Origin of the sequence: Aggregatibacter sp. Marseille-P9115 (assembly GCF_920939465.1) — a bacterium.
Taxonomy (GTDB): domain Bacteria; phylum Pseudomonadota; class Gammaproteobacteria; order Enterobacterales; family Pasteurellaceae; genus Aggregatibacter; species Aggregatibacter segnis_B.
Map to the genome: position 1 here is coordinate 392,633 of NZ_OV100759.1, position 23,398 is coordinate 416,030.

Below are 23,398 nucleotides of genomic sequence, written 5' to 3' on the forward strand. Positions count from 1 at the left end.
TTTATCCTAATTGTTTCGCTAGCCAGCCTGCTAACATTTTCCGAGAAACTTTGATTACACCGTCGCTTAAATTTAACGGCAATTCATAATAGGCAACAGGTTGTTTAAAACGTTCCAATCGCCCTTGTAAAAATCCGTTCAGATTTTCCACCGCACTTTTTGTCGGCTCCCGCCATTCCACAATGGCTACCGGTCGTTGACCAAACTCCGGATCGGTGACAGGCAACACAAAAACCTGTTTGACTAAATCAGACTGTAAAATCAGTTTTTCAATTTCTTCCGGCTGAATGTTTTCCCCACCGGAAATAAACATATTATCAATTCGCCCTGAAATCACAAGTTCGCCATCGTGCCACACGCCTTTGTCTTTTGTAGCAAACCAACCTTGTTTATTAAGGAGCGGAACGATTCTGCCCTGTTGCCAATAACCTAACGCCAAGCCTGCACCGCGCAACCAAATTTCCTCGTTGTGCAAACAGTATTCGCGTCCGGCTAAGGGCTGCCCTACCCCGTTTTTTTCATCGCTTTGTTTAGCAAACACCGTAGAAGCCATTTCTGTCATGCCATAACCGGAATAACTTTTCACGCCAAGACGCTGCAAAGCTTGCGTCAGTGCTAAAGGAATATGAGCCCCGCCAAGCAATACGGCGCGTGTTTGTCTCGTTGTGGTTTTTTCCTGCAAATACTGTAACCAACGTTGCACTTGCGTCGGCACCAAAGAAACATGACTCACCTGATTGACTGCCGCATAAAAATCCTCACCGGGTAACACCAAGGTTGCCCCTGTTGTCAACCAACGCCACACAATGCCCTGACCGGAAACGTGATATAACGGCAATGAAAGCAACCATGAATCTGCCGCACCAAATTGCATTAAATCACATACGCCTTGTGCATTGGCCAAATGTGCTTGCACATTATGCACAACGGCTTTTGGCAAGCCCGTAGAACCTGATGTGAGCGTCATGGTAGCCGGTTGCGTCAAATTAACGGGAAAATCACCGAAAGAGTCTATTTTTTCTGCCTGCTTTATGGCATCCGAAAAAGTAAAAAAACACCTGAAAATCTCACCGCACTTTTGGGATTCAGCAACACATTCTGCATGATCTGAGGTAAAGAAAAAATCCACATTATAGGCTTGGCAAAGTGCAATACGTTTTTCCAGAGGAAACATGGGGTTGAGCATTAAAACACGGGCACCGATTTGAATTGCGGCTAAATAAAACAGCACCAGTTCTAAGCTGTTTTTCCCACACAATGCGATGCCATTTTGGGGCTTCACACCGAGTTGTTGCAAATGAGTGGAGATTTGCTGTGTTTTTTCGAGAAGTTGTTGCCATGTAAAAGCGTCGCCTTGCAAAACTTGCAAGGCGATTCGCTTGGAAAATAAAGGAGATTGTGCAAATTGACGACCAAGTGCCATAAGATTTAATTTGCCGTAAAAAATGACCGCACTTGATCAATTAAATATTCCGGCAAATGCATGGACTGCATAGCACCTTCCAACATGAGCATTTTACGACCACTGTTGGTGTTCGTGATCACCCAATATGGCGTATCAGGAATTTGTTTCGGTTTGGTGTGATTACCCGCCATCAGCAAAGTCCCTTCATCACGGGCAAAGTAAACGCGGGTGCGCCCTTGTAACGATTCCGTTGCGAGGGCAAAACCTTCCGGATTGGTACGGTATAAAATCGTTAAAATATTTAAGAAACGAATGACCGCTTTATTTTCTTGTTTAAATTCTTCTGAATTGAGCAAAGCCTCCAATCTACTAATGGTTTTTTGCATGACTTCGTCAGATTGCTTTTTAAGTACCGGTTTATTGATTTCTTCTTCAAAAACAGGTTGTTGATCAGTTATCTGAATTGGCTCATTGGAAGTTGTGGTGACCGTCGTCGATTGACTTTCCGGAAGACTAAAATAGGCATTACGCGGAGAAAGATTTAATAAACGGCGTAAAATATCCGACGCACTTTCGCCAATAGATTGCGTGTTGCCGGCAATGTATTGATAAAGCTCTTCGTCCACTTCGATAATTTTCATTTTCTTTCTCCACTTGCTTGATCTATTTAAGCTTTTCGCACATTATAGCGAGCTATTAGCAAATTCTCTAGCCCCAAATTTAGCCGATGGAAAAATTACTCAATTTTCAATTTAATGAATTAAAACAAGCAATTAACAAACCTGTTTTGGTGTTCATTCATGGTTTATTCGGCGATATGAATAACTTGGGCGTCATCGCCCGCGCATTCAGTGATGATTATTCTATTTTACGGGTGGATTTACGTAATCACGGCTTGAGTTTTCATAGCGAAGACATGAATTATGATTTAATGGCAAAAGATGTAGCTGACGTGATTCATTCTTTGGGCATTCGTGAAGTGATTTTAATCGGGCACTCCATGGGGGGAAAAACCGCCATGGTTTGTGCGGCAAATTATCCTGAATTAGTAAAACGCTTAGTGATCATTGATATTGCACCTGTCGCTTATGGCGAACATGGGCATGATGATGTATTCAACGGTTTGTTTGCTGTAAAAAATGCACAACCCCATACCCGTCAAGAGGCTAAGCCCATTTTAGCGCAACATATTCGCGATGAAAGCATACAACAATTTATGTTGAAATCCTTTGATGCCTCAAGTGACAATTATTTTCGCTTTAATTTAACCGCACTTAAGCGCAATTACCCCCACTTAATGGGCTGGGGATCTCGCCATATTAAACAACCTTGTTTGTTTATCAAAGGCGGCAATTCATCTTATATATTACCCGAATATACCGATCGAATTTTATCCCAATGTCCACAGGCGACCTCCTTCACCATCAACGGCAGCGGACATTGGGTTCACGCAGAAAAACCGCAATTTGTTATCCGCGCGATCACGCATTTTTTAGATAGAATTAATAGCTCAGATGAATCCAAATAGAATTTCATTTGGTGCGGAATTTATGATATAGTTCGCAACAAATTTCGTTGTGGCTTATCATTATCACTTTCTGAATAATTCTTTATTCGATGTGATGAACACGCCAGTGGTTAACAAAATGGCAAAACAAGATTCTGACTGCATTACCTTAGATTTATTTAGTGAAATTCGTAGAGTTGGGCGTCCGAAAACCAATCCACTGAGTCGGGAGCAACAAATTCGTATTAATAAACGCAATCAATTAAAACGTGATAAATCCTGTGGATTAAAGCGTGTCGAATTGAAATTGCATGCGGATTTGGTTCAACAACTAGAAGATTTAGCAGTAACTCGAAACGTGAATCGTTCCGAGCTAATCGTAGCAATTTTACAAGATTATTTTAACGTTAAGAAATAGGTAACAAGATGGCTGTTGTCGGCTTATTTTATGGTAGTGATACAGGCAATACTGAAAACATTGCCAAAATGATTCAAAAACAATTAGGTAGCGAATTAGTTGATATTCGTGACATTGCAAAAAGCAGCAAAGAAGATATCGAGGCGTATGATTTTCTTCTATTTGGTATCCCAACTTGGTATTACGGTGAAGCGCAATGCGACTGGGATGATTTTTTCCCAACATTAGAACAAATTGATTTTACCGATAAACTTGTTGCGATTTTCGGCTGTGGCGATCAAGAAGATTACGCCGATTATTTCTGTGATGCGATGGGAACAATACGCAATATTGTTGAACCTCACGGTGCAATTATCGTTGGTCACTGGCCAACCGAAGGTTACACATTCGAATCATCACAAGCATTAGTTGACGATAATACCTTTGTCGGATTATGTATTGATGAGGATCGTCAACCGGAATTAACGTCTGAACGTGTCAACAAATGGGTTAAACAAGTTTATGACGAAATGTGTTTAGCCGAGTTAGCTTAATAGCAAAAAAGGAGCTGTTATGTCTGAAGAAAACATCAAATTATTAAAAAAAGCAGGGTTAAAAATCACCGAACCCCGTTTGACGATTCTTGCTTTAATGCAAAAACACAGTGAACAGCATTTTTCTGCGGAAGATGTTTACAAAATGCTATTAGAAAATGGTGCAGACATCGGTTTGGCCACGGTATATCGTGTTTTAAACCAATTCGATGAAGCAAAAATTTTAATTCGTCACAACTTTGAAGGGAATAAATCTGTTTTCGAATTAGCACCGACACAACATCACGACCACATCATTTGTACCGATTGTGGAAAAGTGTTTGAATTCAATGACGAATTAATTGAAAGTCGCCAAAAAGAAATCAGTAAACAACATGGCATTGAGCTTTCCAGCCACAGCCTGTACCTTTACGGAAAATGCAGCGATATCCATCAATGTTCAGAAAATAACAAAAAATAATCACAAATAAGGCGGTCTTTGAACCGCCTTATTCATATTAAAAACACATTAAAAACCGACCGCACTTTTCTCGTCTAAAAACAAGATTTTCCTTAGGGGAAAATGCCTTGTTGTGCTATAATCACGCCAATTTTTTCACCATTAAATTTAATGATTAGGAAGTTCTAAATGTCTGATTTCGTCCAAGATATTACGCCGGTCAGTATTGAAGAAGAGCTGAAATCTTCATACCTCGATTACGCCATGTCCGTTATTGTAGGACGTGCCTTGCCTGATGTACGTGACGGCTTAAAACCGGTACACCGCCGCGTGTTATTTGCTATGCACGAAGGGGGCAATGCCTACAATAAACCTTACCGTAAATCTGCCCGTATTGTGGGTGACGTTATCGGTAAATACCACCCACACGGTGATAGCGCGGTATATGATACCTTGGTGCGTATGGCGCAACCTTTCTCCTTGCGTTATATGTTAGTGGACGGTCAAGGTAACTTCGGTTCTGTAGATGGTGATGCGCCGGCGGCGATGCGTTATACGGAAGCCCGTATGACCAAAATCGCCCACGAATTATTAGCAGATCTCGATAAAGAAACCGTCAATTTTGTGCCAAACTATGATGGTTCGGAACAAATTCCTGAAGTATTACCAACCAAAGTCCCAGCCTTATTGGTCAACGGCTCCTCCGGGATTGCTGTGGGGATGGCGACTAATATCCCACCACACAATCTAGGCGAAGTATTAGATGGTTGCTTGGCTTATATCGAAAATAACGATATCACCATTGATGAATTGATGAGTCATATTCCCGGTCCGGATTTCCCCACTGCGGCACTCATTAACGGTCGTAAAGGCATTGAAGAAGCCTATAAGACCGGTCGTGGTAAAATTTATGTCCGTGCCCGTGCGGAAATTGAAACCGATGAAAAAGGCCGTGAAACCATCATCGTTAACGAAATTCCGTATCAAGTCAATAAAGCCAAATTAATCGAAAAAATTGCGGAATTCGTCAAAGAGAAAAAAATTGAAGGCATTAGCGGTTTACGTGATGAATCAGATAAAGACGGTATGCGTATCGTCATTGAAATCAAGCGCGATGCCGTCGGTGAAGTGGTATTAAACAACTTGTATGCCCTCACGCAAATGCAGGTCACTTTCGGGATTAATATCGTGGCATTAGACCACGGTCAGCCGAAACTCTTGAATTTAAAACAACTCATTGAAGCATTCGTGTTACATCGCCGTGAAGTGGTGACCCGCCGTACCATCTTTGAATTACGCAAAGCACGTGAACGCACCCATATTTTGGAAGGTCTTGCCATTGCGTTAGCCAATGTGGACCCAATTATTGAGCTAATTCGTCAAGCACCAAATCCGGAAAGCGCCAAACGTGAATTGCTTGCCCGTCCATGGCAACTTGGTCATGTGGCAGAGATGTTGGCAGCAACCGGTGTCGATGCTGCTCGCCCGGAAGATTTAGACGAACAATACGGTATCCGTGACGGTTTATATTATTTGACCGAAGTCCAAGCCCAAGCCATTTTAGATTTACGTTTACAAAAATTGACCAACTTAGGTCATGACGAAATTCTAGACGAATACAAAAAATTATTGGAAGCCATCGGCGAATTGCTCTATATCCTACGCAGTCCAGAACGCTTAATGGAAGTGATTCGTGAAGAATTGGAACAAATCCGCGAACAATTTAACGATCCGCGCAGAACAGAAATTACCGCCGCTTCCGGTGACATTAATTTAGAAGATTTAATCGCCCAAGAAGATGTGGTGGTGACGCTTTCTCACGAAGGCTATGTGAAATATCAACCCATTAGCGATTACGAAGCACAACGCCGCGGTGGCAAAGGTAAATCGGCAACGAAAATGAAAGAAGAAGATTTCATTGAGAAACTCTTGGTGGCCAATACTCATGACACCATTCTCTGTTTCTCCAGCCGTGGACGCTTATATTGGTTGAAAGTATACCAACTTCCACAAGCCAGCCGAGGATCACGCGGACGACCAATCGTCAATATTTTACCGCTCAATGAAAATGAACGTATTACCGCCATTTTACCGGTGACCGCTTACGAGGAAGATAAATTCGTCGTCATGGCAACCGCCGGCGGTATTGTGAAGAAAATTGCGTTAACCGAATTCAGCCGTCCACGTTCTAGCGGTATCATCGCGCTGAACTTACGCGATGAAGATGAATTGATTGGCGTAGATATTACCGACGGCAACAATGAAATCATGTTGTTCTCTTCCCAAGGTCGCGTAGTACGTTTCAGCGAATCCGCTGTCCGTGCAATGGGGCGTTTAGCAACAGGGGTACGCGGTATCAAACTTGCCTTAACCAATGATCTGAATGACGATGAAAGTGCGGTTGAAATTGAAGATGTTTCTGATGACAACACAGAAGAAATCTTAGATCTCAACATCGATAAAGTCGTTTCTTTAGTCATTCCGAAAAATGACGGCGAAATTCTCACCGCAACACAGAACGGCTACGGCAAACGGACGAAGTTAGAAGAATATCCGACCAAATCCCGTAATACCAAAGGGGTGATTTCCATTAAGGTCAGTGAGCGTAATGGCAAAGTCGTTGCGGCAACCCAAGTCGTTGATACTGACCAAATCATGTTAATCACCGATGCCGGCACTTTGGTTCGCACCCGAGTAAGTGAGGTCAGCATCGTCGGACGTAACACGCAAGGTGTTCGCTTAATCCGCACAAGCGAAAATGAGCATGTTGTGAGCTTGGAACGTATCTGCGATGTCGATGATGAAGAAGCCGAACAAGAAAGTGCGGTAGAAAATACCGAAGAATAACAACATGAGATCATTTTAAGGCAGCAGTGTTTTATTGCTGCCTTAAATATTGGGGGATAAATGGATATTTATTTAGTTTATTTGCACATTATTTGTGCCTTTGTCAGCCTCGGATTACTCATTATTCGTGGCGCTATGCAGTTAACGAAGAAAGACTGGCGAGCAGTCAAATCGTTGAAAATTCTACCGCACTTAATAGATACCCTATTGGTTTTAAGCGGTATTATCATGCTATTTATATTTAACTACGGCTTACCGGTGTGGATTATTGCGAAGACGGTATTATTGATCGGCTATGTCATCTTCTCGGCAAAATTCTTCAGTAAAAAACAATTGCAAAATCAACCGCACTTTTTCTTCTTGGCACTTGTATTACTGATAGCCACGATCCTAATCGGCTATTTTCACTAAAAATAAAAAGTGGGTATCAAACCCACTTTTTTATCCCCCGGCTAATTTCACCTTGAAACCTTTCTGCTCTAGCAGCTGTTTCAGTAAATCACGTTTTTCACCCTGAATTTCGATAGTATGATTTTTTACTGAACCACCACATCCACAACGTTTTTTTAGTTCCGCGGCTAAGGTTTTCAATTCGGTTTCAGCTAATCCAAGCCCGGTAATAATGCTCACACCATTACCTTTACGGCCACTTTTTTGCAGTTGAATTCGTACGATACCATCACTTTGTGGAATCTCTTCCTGCGGCTTATCGGCTTTAATCCGTCCTACTTCAGTAGAATAAACTAATTGATTTGTCATAATAAATTACGCGATAGAAGCGTTAATCGCTTTCAATACCTCTGCCGGATTTTCAGCTTGCGTAATTGGACGTCCAATGACCAAATAATCAGAACCTGAACGAATGGCAGCAGCTGGTGTCATCACACGACGTTGGTCACCAAAATCGGCGCCAATCGGACGAATGCCCGGTGTTACAAGCAAGAAGTTTTCACCACAGTTACGACGTAAAATTTCCACTTCCTGCGGAGAACATACCACGCCATCTAAACCTGCACGTTGAGTCAAATGCGCTAGACGAATCACCTGTTCCATTGGCGAGGCATTAATGCCAATTTGCAATAAATCCAAATCTTCCATACTCGTTAACACGGTCACCCCAATTAATAACGGCGCATCTTTTCCATAAGGCTCAAGAATTTTTTTCGCTTCCTCCATCATGCGCAAACCACCACTCGCATGTAAATCCACCATCCAAACGCCTAAATCAGCCGCAGAACGTACCGCTCTTGCCACGGTATTCGGAATATCATGAAATTTCAAATCAAGGAAAACATCAAAGTTACGCGAATGTAATTGCTTCACAAAATTAGTTCCAAGAGTGGTAAACATTTCTTTCCCGACTTTTAAACGACAATTTTGTGGGTCAAGCTGATCAACTAACGCTAAAGCATCTGCTTCTTTTTCATAATCTAATGCGATGATGACTTTATTTGTCATATATTTCTCCTTACAGATAAGCAATGTTAGCGGCTAATCATGTTCAATCGCGCTAACCGGTTTAATCGTTTCCCATTGACGACAAGAGGGACAACACCAAATTAATTTATGGGTTTGATAACCGCAATTACTACAACGATAATCAAAAGTTTGTTTAATGCGCTCTCCCACCATTTTATGTAACAAAATCAAACTATCCTTCCCTCTTCCATTTTCTGCATCATCAATTTGATATTGAATAAAACGGTGAAAAATAGGCGTAGCCGGATTTTGTTGGAGTTGTTGGTAAAGTTTAAGTTGTGCCGCAGCAAGCCCATCTTTTTCTTCAATAAGATCAGCTAACATCAAGGATACTGCACTATTATGATTTTTTTGATTGGCTTTGATGAGAAATAACTCAAAATTATCTAACTGATTTAATTTTTGGTAGCAGAATTTCAAGGTGTTTAAAACTTCACCTATATAATCAGAATTTTGCGTCAAAATATTTTCTAAAATATCGACCGCACTTTTATAGTTTTCTTGTTTAATCGCTAAATCAGCAAGCATTATGGATGCCCTAGCACAACTAGGAGAAACCTTTAAGGCTTGCAATAAAATCTGTTGAGGGTTTTCTTTGCTATCTTGAGGTAAATTGCGCACGTATTCACAATAATAGTGTGCCAATTCGATATGGTTTTTTTTAGGAGAGATTTTTGCAAGCTTTTCAGCAACGTTAATGGCTTTTTTCCATTCTTTCGTTTTTTGATAAATAATCGCCAGTTGTTGTAATGCCGCCTCGGCAAATTCGGGTTCATCAACCATTAAAATATAAAGATGTTCAGCACGATCAAAAAAACCCACTGCCATAAAATCTTTTGCAAGCTGTTGTTTAGCCAGCAATTTTTGTTCAAAGGTATAATGAGGGCTGTTATCTAATGCTTGATGAATTCGTAATGCACGATCCACCTCACCTCTCGAACGAAAAAGATTTCCTAATGTTAATTCGGCCTCAAATTGTGACGAACTATTAATTTCATTTTCACTTTCTTGTTTTTGGAGCATATCCAAAAATAAATCAACTGCTTTATCTGTTTGATTAGCTAGTAAGAAATTAACCCCAGTTACATAATCACGGGAAAGTTTATTACTTATGTCCTCCTGATCTTTTTTAGCACTACGATGCCCCATATACCACCCATAAGCGGCAGCAATTGGTAAAAGAAGGAAAAGCAATTCAAGCATTATTGAGAAACCTTATCTCTGCTGTTTGTTAATTCATTAATTTGTAAGGTTTGACGTTTGATCTGACGATTTAATGCAATATTTTTAAGTTTTAGTTTGATATAGAAAAAACCGGTAATGAACCAACCAAGGATAAGTCCTAAGCCGAATAAAATAGCAACTAAGGTAGAAAGTTGGAATTGGCTTTGTGCGACAATATAGTTGAACGTAATAACTTGATCATTATTTGCACCGACGGTGACTGCAACTAACACAATAGCTAACACGATGATTAATCCGAAAATATATTTAATCATTTTCTTTCTCCTTAAAATAAAGTTGCTTTCATTATGCCAAAAATGAGCATAAAAAACGACACTTAAAAGTGCCGTTATAAAAAGTTAGTCAAATAAATTATGCGTAAACATCAACGCGTTCTCTTAGCTCTTTTCCAGCCTTAAAATAAGGTACACATTTTGCATCTAATTTTACTTGTTCACCAGTTTTAGGATTACGACCTAAACGAGGCTGACGACAATGCAAAGAAAAGCTACCAAATCCACGCACTTCAATACGTTCACCACTTTCTAATACATATGACATTTGTTCTAAAATCGCTTTTACTGCTTCTTCAACAGATTTAACAGGTACACTGTGATTTTTCTGTACTAAAAGTTCAATCAGCTCTGATTTAGTCATACTATTCTCCTAACTCTTTAAACCGGCATATTACTATGCCGGTTTTATTAACAAAGCGAATTATTCACCTTTTGCTGCTTTGAAAGCTTCAGCCATTGCATTTGGAATAGCAACATCTTCTTGCTTATTCACATTTGCAACTGCAGCCGCTTCTTCAGCTTGATCTTTCGCACGAACAGATAAGTGAACAATACGAGCTTTACGATCTACGCCGGTGTATTTTGCTTCAATCACATCGCCTGCAGCAACTTCATTCGTTAAATCTGCTGCGCGGATGTAACCTTCCACGCCACCGTCTAATTCAACTTTAGCACCTTTCGCATCGGCTTCAACAACTTTAGCATTTAATACAGTGCCTTTTTTATTGATAGCAACGAAGTTATTGAATGGATCTTCTTCAAGTTGTTTGATACCTAAAGAAATACGCTCTTTCACTGCATCGACTTGTAATACAACTGCGGCAACTTCATCACCTTTTTTGTAATTACGTACAGCTTCTTCACCTTGAACATTCCAAGAAATGTCAGATAAATGAACTAAACCGTCAATACCGCCTTCTAAACCGATGAAGATACCAAAGTCAGTGATAGATTTGATTTTACCAACAACTTTGTCGCCTTTGTTATGAGTTTCAGCGAATTGAGCCCATGGGTTTGCTTTGCATTGTTTTAAGCCTAAAGAAATACGACGACGTTCTTCATCAATTTCTAATACCATCACCTCAACTACATCACCTAAGCTAACCACTTTAGATGGGTGAATATTTTTGTTAGTCCAATCCATTTCAGAAACGTGAACTAAACCTTCAACACCGTCTAAAATTTCAACGAAACAACCGTAGTCAGTTAAGTTAGTGACTTTACCAGTTAATTTGCTGTTTACTGGGTGATTTTCAGCGATTGCCGCCCAAGGATCTTGACCTAATTGTTTTAAGCCTAAAGAGACACGAGTACGATCTTTATCGAATTTCAATACTTTAACGGTAATTTCATCACCAACATTAACGATTTCGCTTGGGTGTTTAACACGTTTCCAAGCCATATCGGTAATATGTAATAAACCGTCAACACCGCCTAAATCAACGAATGCACCGTAGTCAGTTAAGTTCTTAACAGTACCTTTAACTTCAGCACCTTCAGACAAGTTCGCTAATACTTCTTCACGATCTTGGCTGCTTTCAGATTCGATTACTGCACGACGGGAAACAACAACGTTGTTACGTTTTTGATCAAGTTTGATTACTTTGAATTCTAATTCTTTACCAAGTAAGTGATCTGCGTCACGAACTGGACGGGTATCAACTAATGAACCCGGTAAGAATGCGCGAACACCGTTTAACTCAACTGTGAAGCCACCTTTCACTTTACCGTTAACTAAACCAAGTACAGTTGCTTGTTCGTCATAAGCTTTTTCCAATACAATCCAAGCTTCGTTGCGTTTTGCATCAGCACGGGAAGCAACAGTTTCACCGAAACCATCATCCACAGCTTTAAGCACAACATCAACAACATCACCAACTTGAACTTCCAATTCACCTTGTGCATTTAAAAATTCTTCGGAAGGAATTGCAGACTCGGATTTAGAACCGGTATCTACAAGTACGAAGCCTTTTTGGATAGCAACGATGGTACCTTTAACAACTGCACCTTGACGGGTTTCAAGGTCTTTTAATGATTCTTCAAAAAGTTGAGCAAAAGATTCTGTCATAATTAATCTTCAATTTAAGTAAATAACGTCCACTTCTAATCCATAAAAAGTGGGGCTGATAACAAAGTTTATCCATCCTTGAATAAACCGTAAAATTTAAGCTTTAATACCAATACGCTGCTGAATATAGTCTAAGGCTTGACCAATCACTTCATCGATACTCAATGTCGTGCTGTCAAGTAAAAACGCATCATCAGCGGGTTTTAAAGGGGCGACTGCTCGATTTCTATCGCGCAAATCACGCTCTTTTATCTCGGCTAAAATCTGTGCAAAGTTACCACTAATCCCCTTATTTTGCAACTGGTTATAGCGTCTTTTTGCACGTTCTTCCGCACTCGCATCTAAAAATAATTTCACTTGCGCATCAGGAAATACCACCGTTCCCATATCGCGACCATCCGCAATTAAACCGTCATTTTTGGCGAAATCCTGTTGAAGTTGTAATAATGCAGCACGAACTTGCGGGAAAACAGCAACTTTTGATGCGGCATCCGCCACTTCTTGCGTACGGATTAAATGACTGACATCCATGCCACCTAATAATACATTCACTTCGCCATTTTTCGGCACAAATTGAATATCCAAATGACGAGCAAGGTCAGCCAATGCCGTTTCATTGGTTAAATCAGCATTTCGTTTTAATGCGGCTAATGCTGTCACGCGATAAATTGCGCCGGAATCCAACAACGCAAAACCTAGTTTTTCTGCCAATGCGTAACATAAAGTGCCTTTACCGGCACCACTTGGTCCGTCTACTGTAATAATTTTATTCATGATTTTTCTCTGTCAAAAGGGATTGAATCTCAAGCGTCATCTTGTCAAACATGTCATAACGTTTGCGATACATAGAACGTTTTTTACTTTGAATTTCTTCTAAAGGACGACGCTCAAGTGCGGTCGGAATTTGCCAATAATTTTCTGCCAACTTGCCCTCATTTTCCTGCCAAAATTCATCGTAGTTAAATAATAATTTTGCCGAATCATTCCAACGATATTTTGCCTGACGTTTATGCGGAATGCCTTCTAAGCGACAATTCAACGTCTCCGCAAAAACTTTAAAGGCATTCACCAACATAAACATCGGGCGAACACCATGTAGCAATTTTGTCGCCTGACGCACTAAATCCTGCGCTTCATCGCCTTTGGGGCCTTGAATTGATGCGATTAACAAGCGGTTATCCGCTAAAAACGTAAAGCTGGCAGAATAAATCGTACGTTGATTTCCATCGGTTAAAGCAATAGCAAAAAAGCCTTCATAAGGATCAATATGGTTGAGCGTTAAATTTAACGCCAATTCATCCGTTAACTGTGCCAACAGTACCGGCTGTTGTGAAATTAATGTCTCGCACAACGACACACCAAAGTGTTTTTCCGCCATGGCAAAATTGGTCTTAATAGCGTCTAAACGCTGCGTCGCATTAAAGCGTTTATCACAGTACTGGCTTAATAACGTATTCACACGATAAGGATACTGAGCAAAAACCGGCTGCCACAATGGATTTTCATGAATAAAATCGACTAACGCCTGACATTGCACTGCCAAAACCAAACGGCGCGCCCGATAACGTAGCCATTCCCGCAACAATTTTAATTTGCGTTTTTCTACGGGAAACATTTCATGAAATGTTGGAAAATGGAATTTCGTCACCACAAACCTCAAAAAGAATTCAATAAATTAAGTGCAAAATTATAGCAAAAAGGCAGTTGCTTTTAAATGCGCCGATAGGCTGTAAAAACGCAGAAAAAAACGACCGCACTTTATAATTTTACCTTTTCGAAGAGAAAAAGTGCGGTCATTTTCACGGGTATTTTATGCAACAAAGACCTGCTGCACCAAGTACATATACAATAAAGTACCGGCGGCAATGGACAAAAACATGTTCCGTTTCCAAAAATGCAATGCCAGGACCACTGCGCCTGCAATAAACTCGGGGAAGCCATGAAAACCGCTCAATACATCAATATTTTTATAGCAATAGACCACCAGCATGCCAAACACCGCCGCAGGCAACACGCGCCCTAAAAAACGAATATATTCAGGAATCGGACGGTTGGCAGGAAAAATCCAAAACGGCAGCCAACGGGTAAATTGCACCGCCAATACGGCAATAGCAATGGTAAGGATTTGTTCCATCAAGCTCATTTATTGCACCCTCTCTAATTTCGTGGTTAGCTTCGGACGACGGAATGTTAAGACCATCCAAATGCCTATCAGGGTTGGCAATAAGAAATAGTCATGACCAAAAATCAGCAGCGAAATAAATGCAATCGCCAGGCCTAACAAGGAACTTTCGTGAGATTTTTCTTTCGTCCAATTTTCCGCAAAAATCACGAGAAACAAGGCAGTCATTGCAAATTCTATCCCTTTCAAATTAAACGGAATGATATTGCCAAACAGGTTACCCAAGACCGCCCCGACCACCCAATACATATGCAGGTAAAAGCTGACAAAAAACAGATACCAGCCACGATCCAAGTGCGGTGGGATTTTTGCCATATAATTAAGAGAAAAAGATTCATCGACTAACGTTGCGATAAGATACGGGCGCTTTTTGCCTAAAAATTTACCGTATTTTTCCAACATGGAAATGCTGTAAAAAATCTGCCGTCCGCTAACCATCAAGGTAATCAGCAAAGCATTGAGGGGCGCAAAAGACAAGGTGAGCGCACCGGCAATAATAAACTCGACAGAACCGCCATAAATCAACAATGCCATTAAAAATGGGTACCACACGCCAAATCCAAGGGCTTTCATATAAATGCCGTAGGCTATGCCAAGAAATAAAAAACCGGCAATCATCGGTGCACTATACGGCAATGCCGCCTTGGCTACAGCAAAAATAGGATGAGGCGTTGTCTTCACATCAGACATACAACTAATTCTCTTCTAATACAGATAGTTCAGGTAAGGTTGAAAAGCTTTGTGCTTTAACGGTTTCATAGAAATCATCCACGAAAGCAACTTGCGCATCCGCTTCACGAAAAGCCGCGTATAAATTGCTGTGCAAGCCTTGGTCGGTAATTTTACGCGCCACAATGTAACCCCGATCCAAATAAGGTTTCGCCGCCCAAAACGGCAATGCGGCGACGCCACGTTTACTTGCTACCAATTGAATAATGGCAATGGTAAGCTCACTGGTTCGTCGGGTCGGATTAATGCCTTTCGGATGCAACACTTTACGCAGCAAATCCAACATATCATCCGGTACAGGATAAGTAATCAGCGTTTGATCGATAAAATCTTCCGCTTGCCAAATATCCTTCGCGGCAAGTGGGTGATCTTTCGCACATAGCCCTACCATTTCATAGGAAAACAGCGGCTTATACACAATGCCCGGATTTTCTTCCACTTCTTGCACCACCGCCCAATCGGCACGATGACTTAATAGCAAGCCAACCGCATCCGTATGGAAACCGGACACAATATCCAGTTCTACCAACGGCCAATGTTTACGGAAAGAATCCATTGCCGGCATCAACCAATCAAAGCAAGTATGACATTCCACGGCAATGCGTAATTCCCCCGCATCACCTTGTTTTACTCGCGCTAAATCGCGTTCCGCCTCAATCACTTTCGGCATGATTTCATTAGCAAGCTGAATCAAGCGCTCCCCTGCGGCAGTGAAATGCAAGGGTTGGGTTTTACGTTCAAATAACGGCAAGCCGTATTGATCTTCTAATAATTTAATTTGGTGAGACAAGGCTGACTGGGTGAGATAAACCCGTTTGGCCGCCAACGAAACGCTGCCGGTTTCTTTCAGGGCTAACAAGGTTTTTAAATGTCTGAGTTCAAGGAAGATTGGTTTCATGAGAAAGATTCATACTTATGAGAAAAATGATGAAACCCTATAATACACGAAAATGCCCTGTACTTTAATGTTACATAGGATAAAAGTGCAGTACATTTTCACAGTGTTTTTTGCTCGTCACATGTTTTAACGCTATGAAGCACAAGAACATTAAAAATTTTCATAAACTTTCAGAAAATTATTAATTTGCATAATAAACTTGATTCCGTCATTCTAGCCTCGTACAGACGTTTAGCCGTCTAAATCATTTAACACAAAACAAGGAATTATGATGACAACATTTCATTTAGCAGGCTTCCCGCGTGTAGGTGCCAAGCGTGAACTCAAATTTGCCCAAGAACGTTACTGGCGCGGTGAAATCGCCGAAGCCGATTTATTAGACATTGCAAAAAAATTGCGTGAAATTAACTGGCAACATCAAGCCAATGCGAATGCGGATTTCGTGGCGGTTGCTGATTTCACTTTCTACGATCATATTTTAGATTTGCAAGTGGCAACAGGTGCCATCCCTGCGCGTTTTGGTTTTGATAGCCAAAACTTAACCTTGGCTCAATATTTCCAGTTAGCGCGTGGCAATAAAACACAATTCGCCATTGAAATGACCAAATGGTTTGACACCAACTACCACTATCTTGTACCTGAATTCCACAAGGATACCCAATTTAAAGCCAACCCGGCGCACTATGTGCAACAAATCCGTGAAGCTAAAGCCCTTGGTCATAACGTAAAACCCACCATTGTTGGCCCATTAACCTTCCTTTGGTTAGGGAAAGAAAAAGGCGCAGCATTTAATCGTTTCGATTTGTTAAACAAACTCGTGCCGATTTATGTGGACATCTTAAACGCGTTAACCGCTGAAGGCGTGGAATACATTCAAATTGATGAACCTGCTTTAACCTTAGATTTACCGGCAGAATGGATTGCTGCTTATAAAACGGTTTATGCCACTTTTGCTGCACAAGTCAACGCTAAACTGTTGCTTGCCACGTATTTCGGCTCCGTGGCGGAACACGCCAATTTATTGAAAGCCTTACCGGTAGCCGGTCTTCACATTGATTTGGTACGTGCACCGGAACAACTTTCCGCCTTTGCCGATTACGACAAAATCCTTTCTGTGGGCGTAATTGATGGACGTAATATCTGGCGTGCGAACTTAAACCAAGTGTTAGACGTGGTTGAACCATTAAAAGCAAAATTAGGTGAGCGTTTATGGATTGCGCCAAGCTGTTCCCTACTCCATACGCCTTATGATTTGACGGTGGAAACCCAACTGCAAGCCAACAAGCCGGAGCTTTATCAATGGTTGGCGTTCACCTTGCAAAAAATTCAAGAATTACGCGTCATTAAAACCGCACTTGAGCAAGGCAGAGCAGCTGTGCAAGCCGATCTTGATGCTAGCCAAACGGCAGCTGACGCGCGTAAAAACTCCCGTGAAATCCACCGCACTTGTGTGGCGGAGCGTTTGGCAAATCTACCGAAAAATGCCGATCAACGTAAATCGCCATTTGCGGAACGGATTAAGTTACAAAATGCGTGGTTAAATCTACCGTTGCTACCAACCACTAATATTGGTTCCTTCCCGCAAACCACGGAAATTCGTCATGCCCGTGCCGCCTTCAAAAAAGGCGATCTCAGTTTGGCGGATTATGAAGCGGCAATGAAAAAAGAAATTGAATTCGTGGTGCGTGAGCAAGAAAAATTGGATTTAGACGTGTTAGTACATGGCGAAGCGGAACGTAACGACATGGTAGAATACTTCGGCGAATTGCTCGATGGTTTCGCGTTCACCAAATTCGGTTGGGTACAAAGTTACGGTTCCCGCTGCGTAAAACCCCCGGTTATTTACGGCGATGTGACCCGCCCGGAACCGATGACCGTGCGTTGGTCGCAATATGCCCAAAGCCTCACCAACAAAGTGATGAAAGGTATGTTGACTGGCCCGGTAACGATTTTACAATGGTCTTTTGTGCGTAACGACATTCCACGTTCCACGGTGTGTAAACAAATTGCAGTGGCGCTTTCCGATGAAGTGTTAGATTTAGAAAAAGCGGGGATCAAAGTCATTCAAATTGACGAACCGGCTATCCGCGAAGGCTTACCGCTCAAACGTGCCGATTGGGATACTTATTTACAATGGGCTGGCGAAGCTTTCCGTTTAAGTTCAATGGGTTGTAAAGATGATACGCAAATTCACACACACATGTGTTATTCCGAATTTAACGACATTTTACCGGCCATTGCCGCCCTAGATGCCGACGTGATCACCATCGAAACCTCCCGTTCCGACATGGAATTGCTTACCGCTTTCGGTGATTTCAAATACCCGAACGACATCGGCCCGGGCGTGTACGACATCCACAGCCCACGCGTACCGACCGCAGAAGAAATTGAACATCTTCTTCGCAAAGCGTTGCAAGTGGTACCAAAAGAACGCTTATGGGTAAACCCGGACTGCGGCCTAAAAACCCGTGGCTGGCCGGAAACCATCGCCGCATTAAAAGTGATGGTAGATGTCACGAAGAAATTACGTGCAGAATTAGCCTAATTCACAGATAGTCGTTCACAAATAAAGGAAAAGCTGAATCTCAGGAGAGGTTCAGCTTTTTTGTTTTATGGAAAAGAAAAGTGCGGTCGTTTTTAAAAGAGTTTTATTCAACAAAACACGGAAAGCGCTCTTTTTTAAACGTGTCGCTTCGCAGTGGAAGCAAAGGTAATTTTATCAGGGCGATAACTAATGCTACCGTACTGAAATGGGCGTCCATCAGCTAAATAAGTGGTGCTGGTAACATTCACAACCATATTATATTCACCGAGATCCATGGTGCTTTTTTCTTCTTCATTGGCATAACGAAACGCAATTTCACGCTGTGAATAACTAATTTTTAGACCTAGTTCACTTTCTAAATAGTGATAAATGGATTGTTCCGCAATCTCACGATTAATAAAAGGAACAATTCGACGATCAAAATAGGAAACTTCATATTCTACCGCTTCCCCGTCAATTTCACGAACACGACCTATACGGTAAAAATCAATCTGATCATTTACGTTAAAGATCCGCATTAATTCTTCTTCCCCTTGCACAATATACAAACTGGTTAAGGTTGTTTTCACTTGATGGGTTAAAGGACGATTCAGCTCGCCAACGGTTTTGATTTCGGAAAGCTGTTGAGGTGTAGATAAATTATGTTCAAGAACAATAGAAGTTCGCCCCTGTTGTTTCTGAATGTAACCGTCCATTTCAAGCAGAGAAAGGGCTTTACGAATGGTATCTTTCGAAAAACCATATTCTTGCATAAGCTCACTTTCGCTGGGTAATTCTTGCTTTGGCGATAAAATTCCATCGTTTATTTTACTTTTTATATCGTTATAAACCGCTTTGTATTTACTCACTTTTCCACTCCATTTTGGACTTTTATTCCCTTCTTTAAACCGCGAATAGAATACCATAAACCCTCATAGTTATACGTATAGTTTTTGTGATCAAAATCACATTTTTTCGTTAATGTTTAAACTTTTACGTAAAAGTTATTGAGTAAAATAAAATTTAGATTAAAATCTCTACAACTTTTACTTCTGAAGGAAAAAATTATGCTTACTCGCTCAAGTGGTGTTTTAATGCACATCACCTCATTACCCAATACATTTGGAATTGGTAGCTTTGGGCAATCTGCCTATGATTTTGTGGATTTTTTAGTTGAAACGAAACAAACCTATTGGCAAATCCTTCCATTAACCACCACCAGCTACGGTGATTCCCCTTATCAATCCTTCTCTGCTATTGCAGGTAACACACATTTAATTGATTTTGCTTTACTCACCCAAATGGGTTTATTGCAAGAAACGGATTATGCTTCGGTTAATTTTGGCGATGATCCGACAAAAGTCGATTACGAACGCATTTTTTATGCACGTCGCCCGATCTTAGAAATCGCCGTCAAACATTTCCTTGCCGATAAAAAACGCCAAGCAGACTTCAAAAACTTTGAAAAAAACAACCGCACTTGGTTGGAAGACTATGCGGAATTTATGGCAATCAAAGAGTATTTCGGCAATAAGGCTCTACAAGAATGGGAAGATAAACAGGTTGTTGCCCGTCAATCGAAGGCTCTTGCAAAATACCGCGCAATGCTGACAGAACAAATTCAGTATTTCAAAGTAACGCAATATTTCTTTTTCCAACAATGGTTGGCATTAAAAAATTACGCTAATCAAAGAGGAATTAAAATTATCGGCGATATGCCGATTTATGTGGCGGCAGACAGTGTCGAAGTATGGACAATGCCGGAACTCTTTCAATTAGATAAAGAACGCAATCCGCTTTTCGTTGCAGGTGTTCCTGCCGATCAGTTTAGCGCCACCGGACAGCTTTGGGGCAATCCGCTTTATGACTGGGCTGAACATAAGAAACAAGGCTATGCTTGGTGGATTCATCGCATTAAGGAAAGCTTTAAAATTTACGATGTACTTCGTATCGATCATTTCAAAGGTTTCTCCGATTATTGGCAAGTGGATGGTAAAGCAGATATTGCCAAATATGGTAGCTGGCAACCCGGCCCGGGATATGATTTGTTCAAAGCAGTAAAAGCACAGCTAGGCGATTTACCGATTATCGCTGAAGATCTCGGCAATATTGATGAAAAAGCGAAGAAATTACTGACGGACTGCGGTTATCCCGGCATGAAAATTTTGCAATTCGGTTTTGAAGATGTGAGTAGTGAAAGCCTGGATAGCCCACATTATTGCATTCCGCATTGCATCGCCTATACCGGCACACATGACAATGATGTCACAAACGGTTGGTATGACGGATTAACGTCGAAACAGCAACAATATATCAATGCTTATACCCATCGTGCTGCGAATGAATCTGTTTGTCAGGCAATGATTCGCCAATTATTTGCTACCGTAGGCAATACGGCGATTGCCACTATGCAAGATATTTTAGATTTGCCCGCTAGCTCAAGAATGAATATTCCTTCTACTATAGGTGGAAACTGGGAATGGCGAATGCAAGAAAGCGATTTAACCAACGCCAAAAAAGATTTCTTAACCCAAATAACCACGTTATATGGACGCGCCAATAAGGAAAAAAGAATGATTAAATTTAGTGAATTTGTACAGCAAACAACAAACAAAAAACTTGAAAAGTTAAGTGATCATGCCATTTACGTACAGTTATTAAACTATGTTAAAACCCTTTCTGCGAATAAAGGAAAAAATACGGCTAAACGTAAGGTTTACTACATTTCTGCGGAGTTTTTGATTGGCAAATTGCTGTCTAACAATTTAATCAATCTTGGTGTATATCAAGAAATCAAAGATGAATTGGCGCAGGCAGGAAAATCACTAAGCCATATTGAAGATATTGAGCCGGAACCGTCTTTAGGGAACGGAGGATTAGGTCGTTTAGCGTCCTGTTTTATTGATTCCATGTCCACACTCGGGCTAAATGCGGAAGGTGTAGGCTTGAATTACCATTGCGGTTTGTTTAAACAAGTCTTTAAAAACAATGAGCAACATGCTGAACCAAATGATTGGATTGAAAAAGAGTCTTGGTTAATCCCGACAAATATCCGTTATGAAGTACCATTTAAAGACTTCACGTTAACTTCTAAATTAGATCGTATTGATATTCTAGGTTACAAAAAAGACACCAAAAATTATCTCAACTTGTTTGATATTGAATCCATTAATCATAAATTGATTAAAAAAGGCATCACCTTTGATAAAACAAAAATCAAAGAAAATCTGACCTTATTCCTTTATCCTGATGACTCCGATAAAAACGGTGAATTATTACGTATTTATCAGCAATATTTTATGGTCTCCAATGCGGCGCAGTTATTAATTGATGAAGCCATTGAACGTGGCAGTAATTTACATGATTTAGCCGATTATGCGTATGTGCAAATTAATGACACGCACCCATCCATGGTGATTCCGGAATTGATTCGCTTACTAACGGAAAAACATCGTATTAAATTTGCAGAAGCGGTAGAAATCGTGCGCAATATGGTGGGTTACACAAACCATACGATTCTTGCCGAAGCCTTAGAAAAATGGCCTTTAGCTTATTTAGAAGAAGTGGTTCCACATTTAGTGAAGATCATCAAAAAACTAAATAAATTAGTGCAGAAAGAATATTCAAATCCTGATGTACAAATTATTGATAAGCAAAAACGCGTCCATATGGCGCATATGGATATTCATTTTTCAAACTCTGTAAACGGTGTGGCGGCATTACACACGGAGATTTTGAAAAATTCCGAACTCAAAGCGTTTTATGAAATTTATCCTGAGAAGTTTAATAATAAAACTAACGGAATCACCTTCCGTCGTTGGTTAGAATTTTCTAACCAAGCATTATCCGCTTATATTAAACAACTTATCGGCGATGAGTACTTACATGATGCAACGCAATTGGAAAAACTGCTTGCCTTTAAAGATGACAAAAAAGTGCATCAAAAATTAGCTGAAATTAAATTCCAGAATAAATTAGCGCTGAAGACTTACCTTAAAGAAAATAAAGGCATTGAATTGGATGAGAATTCCATTATCGATACACAAATTAAGCGTTTCCACGAATATAAACGCCAACAAATGAATGCGCTTTATGTGATTCATAAATACCTTGAAATCAAAGCGGGCAAACTGCCGAAACGTAAAATTACCGTGATTTTCGGTGGGAAAGCCGCACCGGCTTATGTGATTGCACAGGATATTATTCATTTAATTCTTTGCTTGTCTGAGTTAATCAATAACGATCCGGATGTGAATCAGTATTTAAACGTCTATTTAGTGGAAAACTACAATGTCAGCGTGGCGGAAAAATTGATTCCGGCGACAGATATTTCAGAGCAAATTTCCCTTGCCTCAAAAGAAGCTTCCGGAACAGGTAATATGAAATTTATGCTGAATGGCGCATTAACTTTGGGCACAATGGACGGCGCGAACGTGGAAATTGCCGAATTAGCCGGCGCAAAAAACATTTACACCTTCGGTAAAGATTCGGAAAGCATTATTAAACTGTATGAAACTGCCGGTTATGTTTCAAAAGATTACTATAAAAAGGATAAACACATTAAAAGAGCGGTCGATTTTATCCTTGATTCTACGCTGGTGAAACTGGGCAATCAAAAGCGTTTAAAACGTCTGCATGATGAATTGCTCAATAAAGACTGGTTTATGACCTTAATTGACTTTGATGCTTATGTTACGGCGAAAGAACAGATTCTGGCGGATTATGAAGATCAAGATAGCTGGAACAAAAAAGTGATTCATAACATCGCCAAAGCCGGTTTCTTCTCATCGGATCGCACCATTGCACAATATAACACCGATATTTGGCATTGTGAGGATTAAGGGGAACG

The 23,398-nt window shown here is 40.7% G+C and carries 22 protein-coding genes; 8 read left to right on the forward strand and 14 right to left on the reverse strand.

The window, feature by feature from the left end:
* Window position 1: 1 nt before the first annotated feature.
* Complete coding sequence (gene menE, locus LQ983_RS01800) at window positions 2-1,423, reverse strand: o-succinylbenzoate--CoA ligase (protein ID WP_109432919.1); 1,422 nt, start codon at window positions 1,421-1,423, stop codon at window positions 2-4.
* A gap of 5 nt (window positions 1,424-1,428) precedes the next feature.
* Complete coding sequence (seqA, locus tag LQ983_RS01805; RefSeq protein ID WP_230621433.1) at window positions 1,429-2,046, reverse strand: replication initiation negative regulator SeqA; 618 nt, start codon at window positions 2,044-2,046, stop codon at window positions 1,429-1,431.
* Between the two features lie 86 nt (window positions 2,047-2,132).
* Between seqA and LQ983_RS01810 the strand changes: the two genes are divergently transcribed.
* The 6 genes from LQ983_RS01810 (at window position 2,133) to LQ983_RS01835 (ending at window position 7,560) form a co-directional block, all read left to right on the forward strand.
* Window positions 2,133-2,933 (forward strand): alpha/beta fold hydrolase, encoded by an 801-nt coding sequence (locus LQ983_RS01810; protein ID WP_230621434.1) that lies wholly within the window; start codon window positions 2,133-2,135, stop codon window positions 2,931-2,933.
* A 118-nt stretch (window positions 2,934-3,051) separates the two neighbouring features.
* Window positions 3,052-3,330 (forward strand): LexA regulated protein, encoded by a 279-nt coding sequence (gene ybfE, locus LQ983_RS01815; protein ID WP_109432985.1) that lies wholly within the window; start codon window positions 3,052-3,054, stop codon window positions 3,328-3,330.
* Window positions 3,331-3,338: 8 nt separating this feature from the next.
* The gene (fldA, locus tag LQ983_RS01820) at window positions 3,339-3,863 is read left to right on the forward strand and encodes a flavodoxin FldA (protein ID WP_006717621.1); all 525 of its coding nucleotides are present in this window, start codon (window positions 3,339-3,341) and stop codon (window positions 3,861-3,863) included.
* Window positions 3,864-3,882: 19 nt separating this feature from the next.
* Window positions 3,883-4,323 carry a ferric iron uptake transcriptional regulator gene (gene fur / locus LQ983_RS01825; protein ID WP_006717619.1) on the forward strand — a complete coding sequence of 147 codons (441 nt, stop codon included), beginning with the start codon at window positions 3,883-3,885 and terminating at the stop codon, window positions 4,321-4,323.
* 168 nt (window positions 4,324-4,491) lie between these two features.
* Window positions 4,492-7,149 carry a DNA topoisomerase (ATP-hydrolyzing) subunit A gene (gene gyrA, locus LQ983_RS01830; RefSeq protein WP_230621435.1) on the forward strand — a complete coding sequence of 886 codons (2,658 nt, stop codon included), beginning with the start codon at window positions 4,492-4,494 and terminating at the stop codon, window positions 7,147-7,149.
* A 60-nt stretch (window positions 7,150-7,209) separates the two neighbouring features.
* A complete protein-coding gene (locus LQ983_RS01835; protein ID WP_109127762.1) occupies window positions 7,210-7,560 on the forward strand; it encodes a SirB2 family protein in 351 nt (116 codons plus the stop codon).
* 30 nt (window positions 7,561-7,590) lie between these two features.
* Here LQ983_RS01835 and yciH read toward each other — a convergent pair whose 3' ends face one another.
* The 11 genes from yciH to LQ983_RS01890 all read right to left on the reverse strand — a co-directional run bounded on the left by yciH (window position 7,591) and on the right by LQ983_RS01890 (window position 16,025).
* Complete coding sequence (yciH, locus tag LQ983_RS01840; RefSeq protein WP_230621436.1) at window positions 7,591-7,908, reverse strand: stress response translation initiation inhibitor YciH; 318 nt, start codon at window positions 7,906-7,908, stop codon at window positions 7,591-7,593.
* 6 nt (window positions 7,909-7,914) lie between these two features.
* A complete protein-coding gene (gene pyrF / locus LQ983_RS01845) occupies window positions 7,915-8,607 on the reverse strand; it encodes an orotidine-5'-phosphate decarboxylase (protein WP_048749596.1) in 693 nt (230 codons plus the stop codon).
* 33 nt (window positions 8,608-8,640) lie between these two features.
* A complete protein-coding gene (gene lapB, locus LQ983_RS01850; protein ID WP_230621437.1) occupies window positions 8,641-9,831 on the reverse strand; it encodes a lipopolysaccharide assembly protein LapB in 1,191 nt (396 codons plus the stop codon).
* Window positions 9,831-10,127 (reverse strand): LapA family protein, encoded by a 297-nt coding sequence (locus LQ983_RS01855; protein ID WP_006717608.1) that lies wholly within the window; start codon window positions 10,125-10,127, stop codon window positions 9,831-9,833. Before LQ983_RS01855 ends, lapB begins: the two co-directional genes overlap by 1 nt.
* Before the next feature lie 97 nt (window positions 10,128-10,224).
* Window positions 10,225-10,509, reverse strand: a complete 285-nt coding sequence (locus tag LQ983_RS01860; protein WP_109103673.1) for an integration host factor subunit beta — start codon at window positions 10,507-10,509, stop codon at window positions 10,225-10,227.
* Window positions 10,510-10,569: 60 nt separating this feature from the next.
* The gene (gene rpsA / locus LQ983_RS01865; protein WP_230621438.1) at window positions 10,570-12,216 is read right to left on the reverse strand and encodes a 30S ribosomal protein S1; all 1,647 of its coding nucleotides are present in this window, start codon (window positions 12,214-12,216) and stop codon (window positions 10,570-10,572) included.
* A 96-nt stretch (window positions 12,217-12,312) separates the two neighbouring features.
* Window positions 12,313-12,990 (reverse strand): (d)CMP kinase, encoded by a 678-nt coding sequence (cmk, locus tag LQ983_RS01870; RefSeq protein WP_109103671.1) that lies wholly within the window; start codon window positions 12,988-12,990, stop codon window positions 12,313-12,315.
* Complete coding sequence (locus LQ983_RS01875) at window positions 12,983-13,831, reverse strand: VirK/YbjX family protein (protein ID WP_370636618.1); 849 nt, start codon at window positions 13,829-13,831, stop codon at window positions 12,983-12,985. The genes cmk and LQ983_RS01875 overlap by 8 nt, the downstream gene beginning before the upstream one ends.
* Before the next feature lie 195 nt (window positions 13,832-14,026).
* Window positions 14,027-14,359 (reverse strand): branched-chain amino acid transporter permease, encoded by a 333-nt coding sequence (locus tag LQ983_RS01880; protein WP_230621440.1) that lies wholly within the window; start codon window positions 14,357-14,359, stop codon window positions 14,027-14,029.
* The gene (locus LQ983_RS01885) at window positions 14,360-15,088 is read right to left on the reverse strand and encodes an AzlC family ABC transporter permease (protein WP_230621441.1); all 729 of its coding nucleotides are present in this window, start codon (window positions 15,086-15,088) and stop codon (window positions 14,360-14,362) included.
* A gap of 4 nt (window positions 15,089-15,092) precedes the next feature.
* Window positions 15,093-16,025, reverse strand: coding sequence for a LysR family transcriptional regulator (locus LQ983_RS01890; protein WP_048749580.1), 933 nt, complete (start codon window positions 16,023-16,025; stop codon window positions 15,093-15,095).
* Window positions 16,026-16,296: 271 nt separating this feature from the next.
* Here LQ983_RS01890 and metE point away from each other — a divergent pair, with 271 nt between their 5' ends.
* Window positions 16,297-18,570 carry a 5-methyltetrahydropteroyltriglutamate--homocysteine S-methyltransferase gene (gene metE, locus LQ983_RS01895; protein WP_230622586.1) on the forward strand — a complete coding sequence of 758 codons (2,274 nt, stop codon included), beginning with the start codon at window positions 16,297-16,299 and terminating at the stop codon, window positions 18,568-18,570.
* Window positions 18,571-18,704: 134 nt separating this feature from the next.
* Here metE and LQ983_RS01900 read toward each other — a convergent pair whose 3' ends face one another.
* Window positions 18,705-19,418, reverse strand: coding sequence for a UTRA domain-containing protein (locus LQ983_RS01900; RefSeq protein WP_230621442.1), 714 nt, complete (start codon window positions 19,416-19,418; stop codon window positions 18,705-18,707).
* A gap of 198 nt (window positions 19,419-19,616) precedes the next feature.
* Between LQ983_RS01900 and malQ the strand changes: the two genes are divergently transcribed.
* Complete coding sequence (gene malQ, locus LQ983_RS01905) at window positions 19,617-23,390, forward strand: 4-alpha-glucanotransferase (protein WP_230621443.1); 3,774 nt, start codon at window positions 19,617-19,619, stop codon at window positions 23,388-23,390.
* The last annotated feature ends 8 nt before the right edge of the window (window positions 23,391-23,398 follow it).